The sequence below is a fragment of the Acidovorax delafieldii 2AN genome, from assembly GCF_000175235.1.
In the GTDB taxonomy this organism is placed as follows: Bacteria; Pseudomonadota; Gammaproteobacteria; order Burkholderiales; family Burkholderiaceae_C; genus Acidovorax; species Acidovorax delafieldii_B.
In genome coordinates, this window is record NZ_ACQT01000029.1 from 21,499 (window position 1) to 30,009 (window position 8,511).

Below are 8,511 nucleotides of genomic sequence, written 5' to 3' on the forward strand. Positions count from 1 at the left end.
GATGAGTAATCTATTGACCGGAAAAGTCGCCATCGTCACGGGTGGCGCAAGTGGGATCGGCTTGGCTGCCGTGCAGCGCTTCGTCGCCGAGGGTGGGCGCGTGGTCATCGCCGACGTCGCGCAGGAAGCCGGCGAAGCGGCTGCGACCTCGCTCGGCGAAGCTGCGGCATTTCAGCGCACCGATGTGACCGATGAAGCCTCCATCCAGGCTGCCGTGGACGCGGCCGTCACTCGCTTCGGCCGGCTCGACGTGATGTTCAACAACGCCGGCTCCACGGGCGATGGATCATCCATCACCGAAATCGGGCCAGCGGGCTTCGACAAGACCTTTGTGCTGGACGTGCGCTCGGTGGTGTTGGGCCACAAGTGCGCCGCGCGCCGGTTCAAGGAACAAGGCACGGGTGGCTCCATCATCAGCACGGTCAGTGTCGCCGGCCTGCAGGGCGGCTGGTCGTCAGTGTCCTATGCGACGGCCAAGCATGCCGTCGTCGGAACGATCCGTCATGCAGCGAAGGAGCTGGCGCCCTTCGGCATCCGCACCAATGGCGTGGCACCGGGCGTCATCATGACGCCGCTGATCGCCAAGGCATTCGGCGTTCCACCCGAGAAGGCCGATGAGCTGGTGCAGTACCTGGTTGGGCGACTGGGCAGCAAGCAGGCGATGGGCCGCTACGGCTCGGCCGAGGACGTGGCCAACGCGGCGCTGTTCTTCGCCAGCGACCTGTCGGCCTACGTGTCCGGCACGGTCATGCCGGTCGATGGAGGCATCTCGTCCTATACGCTCAGCACCAGCGACGAGGAAATCTTCGCCGCAGCGCAGGAATTCGCGCGGAGTCTGACATGAGCGCGAAAGCATTGACTGTGTTGTGCGTCGGCGCGACCGGCAGCGTCGGACGCCACGTTGTCGAGGAAGCGCTACGCCAGGGCCACACCGTGCTTGCGCTCGTGCGTGACCGCGGCAAGGCCGCCGGGCTGCCGGCGCAGGTTGACGCCGTGGTCGGCGAGCTGACCCAGCCGGATACGCTCGCGCGAGCAGTCGCCGGCGTGGACGCCATTGTCTTCACGCACGGCTCCAACGGCGGCAAGGCTGACACGCGCGCCATCGACTACGGGGGCGTGCGCAACGTGCTGGTCGCCCTGCGCGGGCAGAAGACCCGCATCGCGCTGATGACCGCCATCGGCGTCACCGACCGCGTTGGCTCCTATAACCGCCGGACCGAGGCGCACGATTGGAAGCGGCGCTCGGAACGCCTCGTGCGCGCCAGCGGTAATGCCTACACGATCGTGCGTCCCGGATGGTTCGACTACAACGATGCCAATCAACGCCGGATCGTGATGCTCCAGGGCGACACCCGGCATGCCGGCACACCCGCCGATGGAGTGATCGCCCGCCGCCAGATCGCCGAGGTGTTGGTGGCCAGCCTCACGCTGGAGCAGGCCCGCAACAAGACCTTCGAGCTGGTCGCCGAAGTCGGCCCTGAACCCAAGGACTTGGCACCGCTCTTCGCTGCGGTGACTGCGGATTCCGGCGACTTCGGCAAGTCGCCCGATGGTGTTGGCGACGCCGAGAACATGCCGCTGGACCAGGAGCCAGCCCAGGTGCTCGCGGACCTGAAGGCCATTCACCCAGACGACCCTGATCTTGTCCAACTCCCGAATCGAGGTGCGTCATGAAGCCCGATCATCATCTTTTCGCGTCGCGCCGCAAGCTGTTGACGACTGCCGCCGCTGCCACGGCCGGGGTTTGCGCGACGGCGCTGTTGGGGCGGCCGGGCTCAGCCTTGGCTCAGCGAACCCAAGGTGCTGCTGCGATATTTACCAACAGCCTCAACATGGAGTTCGTGACCATACCGGCCGGAACTTTCATGATGGGGTCGCCCGATAGCGACAGTCAGGCGCGAGCTTTCGAGAAGCCGCAGCACCAGGTCACCATCAGCCGGGCCTTCCAGATCGGTCGGCACGAGGTGACGCAGGCGCAGTGGCAGGCGGTATTGGGTGAGAACCCCTATGAGCGTGACCGCTCGAATCCCTACTACAAGCTGCCGGGCATGGCCGAGCGCATCACGCGGCCCGATCATCCGGCGACGGTTTCATGGAACGATGCGCAGGAGTTCATCGCCGCACTGAACAAGCGCGAAGGCGGCACGCGCTACCGCCTGCCGACCGAGGCTGAATGGGAGTACGCCGCGCGGGCTGGAACCAGCTCGCGCTACTCCTTCGGTGATGACGAGCGTCAACTTGACCGCTACGCCTGGCACGGCGGCGACTTCCAGACCGGCGGCCACCACCCCGTCGGTACCAAGCAGCCCAATCCGTGGGGCCTGCACGATGTTCACGGCAACGTCTGGGAATGGGTGCAGGACTGGTATGACGCGGACTACTACGCCCGCAGCCCGGCGGTCGATCCACAGGGGCCGCAGCGGGGAACGCGCCGTGTCGTGCGTGGCGGGAGTTGGCACGCCACTGCCACGAGCTGGCGCACGGCTTTCCGGCGCGACTACGAACCGGACTACCGCGGTATCAGCATTGGTTTGCGCCTGGTGCGCACCGTGTGAAGTGCATCCATTCCGATCAATCTCAAGAAGGAATTCATCATGACTCAAGTCGTTGTCGTCATAGGTCCCGGCTCGATTGGCCAGGCGATCGCAAGGCGCGTAGGCGCCGGTAAGCATGTGCTGCTGGCCGACCTGCGGCAGGAGAACGCAGATGCGGCTGCCAAGGTGCTCAGCGAGGCAGGTTTCGAGGTGAGCACCACGATGGTCGATATCTCAAAGCGCGACTCGATCCACGCGCTGGTCGAGAAAGCCACTGCAATCGGAGAAATCACCGGCCTGATCCATGCCGCCGGCGTCTCACCTTCGCAGGCGTCGCCGCAGGCCATCCTCGGCGTCGATCTCTACGGCACCGCCGTCATTCTGGAAGAGTTCGGCAACGTGATCGCCCGTGGCGGCGCTGGCGTCGTCATCGCCTCGCAGTCCGGGCATCGACTCGGTGCGCTGAGCCCCGAGCAGAACAAAGCCCTGGCAACGACGCCTGCGGACGATCTGTTGGCGCTCGACTTCCTTCAGCCCGACCAGGTGAAGGACACGCTTCACGCTTACCAACTCTCCAAGCGCGGCAATGCGCTGCGCGTCATGGCCGAAGCGGTGCGCTGGGGCAAGCGTGGCGCACGGGTCAACACGATCAGCCCCGGCATCATCATCACGCCGCTGGCCAAGGATGAGCTGACCGGCCCGCGCGGTGCAGGCTACCGCCGCATGATCGACCTTTGCCCGGTTGGACGGGCGGGAACGCCCGACGAAGTGGCCTCTGTTGCAGCGCTTCTGATGGGGGCCGACGGGGCGTTCATCACCGGCAGCGACTTCCTGATGGATGGCGGCGTCACGGCCTCCTACTGGTTCGGTGAACTCGCGCCGGAGTAAGCCGAGTCCATGCGTTGCATTTCCGCAGAGCCGATCGCATGAGCCCGATCGCTCCTCATCCATCTGCTGAGGACTGAACATGAACGATTCAAACGACAACAATGCCGGCATCAACATGCCACGCCGGGGATTCATCGGTGGGGTGGGCCTGACGGCGATGGCCGCAGCGCTTCCCAGCATGGCCGCGACTGAGCGCACAAACGATTCCTCCTCTACGGTCAAGACGCCCGCACCTGGCCTGCGTCGGCTCGGCGGCCTTGAGGTCTCCGAGGTCGGCCTGGGCTGCATGGGTGGTAGCGGCTATTACTACCCCTTTCCCGGCAAGGCACGGATGATCTCGGTGATCCGCGATGCGGTCGAGCGTGGCGTCACCTTCTTCGACACCGCGGAAACCTACGGTCCGTTCACCAACGAGGAAGTGGTCGGCGAAGCGTTGCAACCGATGCGCCAGAAGGTCGTGATCGCCACCAAGTTCGGCTTCAGCTACAACGGCACTGAACGCACCGGCCTGGACAGCCGTCCGGCCAATATCCGCCGCGCCGTGGAGGGATCGCTGCGCCGCCTGCGCACGGACTACATCGACTTGCTCTACCAGCACCGCGTTGATCCGAAGGTGCCAATCGAGGATGTGGCCGGCACCGTCAAGGATCTGATCGCCGAAGGCAAGGTCAAGCATTTCGGCATGTCCGAGCCGGGTCCGCGCACGTTGCGTCGCGCCCATGCCGTGCAGCCGGTTGCCGCCGTGCAAAACGAGTATTCGCTGCTCGAACGCTCACCGGAGAAGAATGAAATCCTCGCGATCTGCGAGGAGCTGGGCATCGGTTTCGTGCCCTGGGGGCCGGTAGCGCGCGGTTTTCTCATTGGCCGCTTCGGTGAAGGCACCGTATTCGCCAAGGAAGACAACCGCGCCGGTGTGCCGTTCTTCTTCCCCGATGCAATGAAGCAGAACCTGGCCGTGTACGACCTCGCCCACCGTTGGGCGCAGCGCAAGGGTGTGACGCCAGGTCAGCTTTCCCTTGCGTGGCTGCTCGCACAAAAGCCGTGGATCGTTCCCATTCCCGGAACCACCGATCCTTGGCACCTTGCCGAGAATCTCGGTGCGGTCAATGCGCGCTTTACGCCGGACGAACTGCTTCAGTTCCGCAGGGAACTGGAAGCCATCCGCATTGTCGGCGAGCGCGCCGCCCCTGGCACGCTGGCTATGTCAGACGTGGAAGCGCCGGAGAAGAAGTAAAGCGATTTGGCCGGCAAGGTCACATCGACAAAGAGTATTCAGCAGGAGGTTTCGCAATGAACAGGCCCTTTATCGTCTGCCACATGATGACGTCACTGGATGGGAAGATCACCGGCCCATATATGAGAACGGAGGCGATCAAGATTCCTGCACAAGAGTATGAGCGCACCAATGCGTTCTATCAGCCTCAAGCCTGGCTCTGTGGCCGTGTCACGACCGACGAGAACTTCACCTTCTACAAGAAGCCTGCGCTGGACGAGAACGCACCCGCCGTGCCGGAAGGCGATTACGTCGCGGTGAGCGGCGCCCAAATGCACTACGTTTCGGTTGACGCATCGGGGAAGATCGGCTGGGAAACCAATACCTTGAAGTACGAGGATCGGCCCGCCGCTCACATCATTGAAGTCCTGACGGAAAAGGCAAGCAACGCCTATCGCGCCTTCCTTCGCAAGATGGAAATCTCTTACATCATCGCGGGCAAGGACCAACTCGACTGCAAATTAGCTGCCGAAAAATTGAAGGCCTTGTTCCAAATCGAGACGTTGATGGTCTCGGGCGGCGGCTTCATCAATTGGTCTTTCCTGCAGGCTGGTTTGGTCGATGAACTCAGCTTGGTGATTGCGCCATTGGCAGACGGCGAGAACAACACAGTGACGCTGTTCGAAAAGTCAGATTACCTGCCGGCCCACGCGCCTGTGGAGTTCACTTTGAAGAGCGCAGAAGTTGGCAAGGGCGACAGTATCTGGCTGCGCTACGTTGTCAAGAATAGTCATTCTCCGAATGCCAGTGCCGGCGGCTGAAATAGTGAGCGCCATCGATGGTATGCCGAATACCACATATGCCTGTGACTGAACATAGGTGAAGGAGGGTTGCGCCTAAACCTTCGACTGAGGACTGCTGAAACGATGTATTGCAAGCATGGCAATCGCGACGGCGCTCGACTGTTTATCTCTGCGCTGAATCCATTGGGTCGTCGGATCTCCCGGCTGGGAACTGCATGCCAACCTAAATCGGTGGTCACGCCATATCTCTAGGAAGGAGGTTGCATGGAGTTACGACATCTTCGCTGTTTTGTGGTTTTGGCCGAGGAGTTGCATTTCACACGCGCTGCCGAGCGCTTGCATATCGAACAACCACCTCTGTCGCGGGCCATCAAAGAACTTGAGGAAGAACTGGGTGTGCTGCTTTTCGATCGGAACCGCCGGGGAACAGTGCTGACTGCAGCGGGCGCTACATTTTTGCAGGACGTCCGCAGACTATTCACTGTCCTGGAGCAGGCACGGGAGAATGCCAAGGCCGTCGGCTCTGGCTTGCGAGGGAGCATCCGCATCGCAGTATCTGACGGTGCGATTGATCCCCGACTGTCGGCGTTTCTCGCCTGTTGCCGCCAGGAAGAGCCGGGAATCGAGATACGCTTGGCCGAAGTGCCGCTGGCCGAACAATTGCGCGGCCTGCGCTCTGGCGATTTCACGATTGGGTTTGCGCACGCTGCTGATGTGGGTGGAGACATTGTTGCCGAACCTGTTTGGCAAGACCCGCTGGTGATCGCGATGCCAGCGCGGCACGAATTGCTCGCCCACAGGGAGATCCCACTGCATGAACTCGCGAGCCACCCGCTTGTCTTGTGCGATCCACACGTGTGCGAGGGCTATTGCCGCGAACTGGCCAGGCTCCTTCGGCCACTGGAGCGCGAGCCGAATGTTGTTGAGCATGTGTCCTCGCTGGACATGATGCTCACCCTTGTCGGTGCGGGGTTCGGTGTGGGCTTCACCACGGAGACCAGGATCGCGGCCTGCCAACGGCCAGATGTAGTGACCCGTCCTTTGGCGGTGGAGTCCGCCGTCATCACCACATACCTGCTTCGGCCCGACAGGGACAGCTTGTCTGCTCCACTGGAGCGATTTGTCGCTCGGCTACGAACACAGAGAATCAAATGAAGAATGGCTATTGAGGCAAGGCAAACGCCACGACGTAATCCCCCTTCGTCGTCGTCGAGGAGTTCCCCCCCGCGCTGATGACCACGAACTGGCGGCCGCTGGCCGGCGACAGGTAGGTCATCGGTACGGTTTCGGCGCCCACTGGCAGGCGCTCCTTCCAGAGTTCGCGACCGGTGCGCACATCCAGGGCGCGGATGTAGTAGTCCTGCGCAGCCGCCATGAAGATCAGGCCGGAAGAGGTCGTGATCGGCCCGCCCCGGGTCGGCATGCCGATTGGCATGGGCAGCCGCGTGGCGATACCCAGCGGCCCCGTCTCCTCGGTGGTGCCCAGCGGCATCGACCAGACGAGCTTGCGCGTGGCTAGGTCGATCGCGTTGATCGTGCCGTAAGGCGGTTCCTGGCAAGGCACGCCCAGCGCCGACAGGAAGCGCTGCTGCTCAATGCCCCAGGGGGTGCCGCGCTGCGGCGCGCCACCGGTATGTCCGCCGTCCGCGCTGGCCTTGGCGTCGTAGGCGGCGCGGGGAACCAGCCGGTTCAAAACAGCAACGCGGGTGTCGTTGAGGATCAGATAGCCCAGGTTCTCGGCCACCGATGCCGATCCCCAGGTGGTGCCGCCCATCCAGCCCGGATACTGGATCGTCCACTGTTCGCTCGGTGGAGTGAACTCGCCTTCGTAGCGCGCCTTGCGGAAGTCGATGCGGCACATCAACTGGTCCAGCGGCGTGAGGCCCCACATGCGCTGCTCGCTCAGCGGCTCGGTGCCGATGGCCGGCATGCCGACCGAGTACGGCTGCGTGGCGGCCAGGCGCTCATCCGGGACCCCGCCCTGGGGCACGGGCCTATCCACCACCTCGGCCATGGGCGTGCCGTCGCGCCGGTCGAGCATGAAGATTTGTCCGCGCTTGGTGGTCTGGATCAGGGCTGGCGTCATACCGCCTTTGCCGTCCGGCACGTCGTAGAGCGCAGGCTGCGAGGGCACGTCGTAATCCCAGAGATCGTGGCGCACGGTCTGGAAGCGCCAACGCTCGCGCCCCGTGGCGATGTCCAGCGCCACGATGGACGATGAATAGCGGTCGTCCGCCTCCGTGCGGTGCCTGCCCCAGAAGTCCGGCGTGGCATTGCCGGTGGGCAGATAGACGAGGCCCAGGGCTTCGTCGAAGGCCGGCGTGGACCATACGTTCGGCGTGCCGGGCGTGTAGCTCTGGCCTTCGGGCGGCAGGCCGGTGATGGCCGGATTGCCCAGGTCCCAGGCCCACACCAGCGCGCCGGTGCGCACGTCGAAGGCACGCACAACCCCGGACGGCTCGCCCAGTTCCTGGTTGTCCCAGACGAGGCCGCCGACGATCACGAGGTTGCGCGTCACCGTGGGCGCCGCGGTCGGAAAGTAGAACTCCGGGTTGCCCTTGTCCATGCCGACGCGCAGGCTCACGATGCCGTTGTCGCCGAAGTCCGTGCAGGGCTGGCCGGTGAGCGCGTCCACCGCGACGATACGGGCATCGACGGTCGTCGCGATGATTCGGCGCGTGCAGGCTGCCGTCGGCTGCTCGCCGGCAGGCACGGTCGAGGCGGCGCCGGTTGCCTTGGCGTCGTGGTAGCCCACGCCCCGGCAACGGGGGAAGATGCTCTCGCCGGTCTTCGGGTCGAAGGTCCAGCGCTCCTGGCCGGTTTCCGCATCGAGCGCGAACAGGCGGCTCGACTGCGTGCACCCGTACAGCATGCCGTTCACATGCAGGGGCGTCACCACGTGCGTCTGGCTGCCGCTCTTGGGAATCTCGCCCGTCCGGTAGGTCCAGGCGACCTGCAGGTCCGCGACGTTCCCGGGTGTGATCTGGTCCAGTGGCGCATGCCGCGTGCCGGAGGGCGTGCGGCCCCAGTGGCGCCAGTCGCCGCCCGCCGCAGCACCGACCGCGTTGCCCGG

At 64.0% G+C, this 8,511-nt stretch carries 8 protein-coding genes; 7 read left to right on the plus strand and 1 reads right to left on the minus strand.

Annotated features, from left to right (window positions below):
• The first annotated feature begins 1 nt into the window (after position 1).
• From ACDELDRAFT_RS06845 to ACDELDRAFT_RS06875, 7 genes are all read left to right on the plus strand, one after another.
• Positions 2-844, plus strand: coding sequence for an SDR family NAD(P)-dependent oxidoreductase (locus ACDELDRAFT_RS06845; protein WP_005794872.1), 843 nt, complete (start codon positions 2-4; stop codon positions 842-844).
• Positions 841-1,674, plus strand: a complete 834-nt coding sequence (locus ACDELDRAFT_RS06850) for an SDR family oxidoreductase (protein WP_005794874.1) — start codon at positions 841-843, stop codon at positions 1,672-1,674. The genes ACDELDRAFT_RS06845 and ACDELDRAFT_RS06850 overlap by 4 nt, the downstream gene beginning before the upstream one ends.
• Positions 1,671-2,555, plus strand: coding sequence for a formylglycine-generating enzyme family protein (locus ACDELDRAFT_RS06855; RefSeq protein WP_005794876.1), 885 nt, complete (start codon positions 1,671-1,673; stop codon positions 2,553-2,555). The genes ACDELDRAFT_RS06850 and ACDELDRAFT_RS06855 overlap by 4 nt, the downstream gene beginning before the upstream one ends.
• Before the next feature lie 39 nt (positions 2,556-2,594).
• The gene (locus ACDELDRAFT_RS06860) at positions 2,595-3,422 is read left to right on the plus strand and encodes an SDR family oxidoreductase (RefSeq protein WP_005794878.1); all 828 of its coding nucleotides are present in this window, start codon (positions 2,595-2,597) and stop codon (positions 3,420-3,422) included.
• Positions 3,423-3,501: 79 nt separating this feature from the next.
• Positions 3,502-4,656 carry an aldo/keto reductase gene (locus ACDELDRAFT_RS06865; RefSeq protein WP_005794880.1) on the plus strand — a complete coding sequence of 385 codons (1,155 nt, stop codon included), beginning with the start codon at positions 3,502-3,504 and terminating at the stop codon, positions 4,654-4,656.
• Positions 4,657-4,712: 56 nt separating this feature from the next.
• Positions 4,713-5,456 (plus strand): dihydrofolate reductase family protein, encoded by a 744-nt coding sequence (locus ACDELDRAFT_RS06870; protein WP_005794882.1) that lies wholly within the window; start codon positions 4,713-4,715, stop codon positions 5,454-5,456.
• A gap of 246 nt (positions 5,457-5,702) precedes the next feature.
• Positions 5,703-6,593 carry a LysR family transcriptional regulator gene (locus ACDELDRAFT_RS06875; protein ID WP_005794884.1) on the plus strand — a complete coding sequence of 297 codons (891 nt, stop codon included), beginning with the start codon at positions 5,703-5,705 and terminating at the stop codon, positions 6,591-6,593.
• A gap of 7 nt (positions 6,594-6,600) precedes the next feature.
• On the opposite strand, the gene ACDELDRAFT_RS06880 is transcribed toward ACDELDRAFT_RS06875, so the two are convergent.
• A partial coding sequence (locus ACDELDRAFT_RS06880) for a membrane-bound PQQ-dependent dehydrogenase, glucose/quinate/shikimate family (protein ID WP_005794886.1) occupies positions 6,601-8,511 on the minus strand: 1,911 nt, incomplete at its 5' end.

What these genes read in the sequence shown, in the direction of transcription:
- ACDELDRAFT_RS06845 (WP_005794872.1), top strand. Translation starts at nt 2, where the DNA reads ATGAGTAATCTATTGACCGGAAAAGTCGCCATCGTCACGGGTGGCGCA.
- ACDELDRAFT_RS06850 (WP_005794874.1), top strand. Translation starts at nt 841, where the DNA reads ATGAGCGCGAAAGCATTGACTGTGTTGTGCGTCGGCGCGACCGGCAGC.
- ACDELDRAFT_RS06855 (WP_005794876.1), top strand. Translation starts at nt 1,671, where the DNA reads ATGAAGCCCGATCATCATCTTTTCGCGTCGCGCCGCAAGCTGTTGACG.
- ACDELDRAFT_RS06860 (WP_005794878.1), top strand. Translation starts at nt 2,595, where the DNA reads ATGACTCAAGTCGTTGTCGTCATAGGTCCCGGCTCGATTGGCCAGGCG.
- ACDELDRAFT_RS06865 (WP_005794880.1), top strand. Translation starts at nt 3,502, where the DNA reads ATGAACGATTCAAACGACAACAATGCCGGCATCAACATGCCACGCCGG.
- ACDELDRAFT_RS06870 (WP_005794882.1), top strand. Translation starts at nt 4,713, where the DNA reads ATGAACAGGCCCTTTATCGTCTGCCACATGATGACGTCACTGGATGGG.
- ACDELDRAFT_RS06875 (WP_005794884.1), top strand. Translation starts at nt 5,703, where the DNA reads ATGGAGTTACGACATCTTCGCTGTTTTGTGGTTTTGGCCGAGGAGTTG.